This is a genomic window from Pseudoalteromonas sp. GW168-MNA-CIBAN-0100, assembly GCF_040309225.1.
Lineage (GTDB): Bacteria > Pseudomonadota > Gammaproteobacteria > Enterobacterales > Alteromonadaceae > Pseudoalteromonas > Pseudoalteromonas arctica.
Map to the genome: position 1 here is coordinate 1 of NZ_JBEOOL010000296.1, position 334 is coordinate 334.

Annotated in this window: 1 protein-coding gene; it reads right to left on the reverse strand. The window is 42.2% G+C overall.

Going from position 1 to position 334, the window contains the following annotated elements:
- The coding region (locus AAEY62_RS21190) for an Ada metal-binding domain-containing protein (RefSeq protein ID WP_350636318.1) at positions 1-214 on the reverse strand (214 nt) is incomplete at its 3' end.
- Positions 215-334: the final 120 nt, after the last annotated feature.

Consider the following 334-nt stretch of genomic DNA (forward strand, 5'->3'; position numbering starts at 1 on the left):
GCGCACTATCGGGCCTACACCGCATGCAGGGTCTAAACCCCGCTTTAGCAGCATTATGTGCATACTGATAATAGGTAACGTTTATTTCATTAGCCGTGGGGGCTGGGCATATTGACCGACAATATATACCGGTACTTTTAACCGCCACATAAAAAAGCCCATCAAAACGAGGATCGCGACTCTGCCGTGCTTTTTGCCAGTGTTTATCATTCATAAACGCACACACTAATTACTAATAAGAAGCTTAAGCTTAAAGTATACGCCACACTTTACTAGCCAATTTCGGACCTTAACCATATAAGTTAACCAAAGGCAGGAATTATATGGTTAAGTT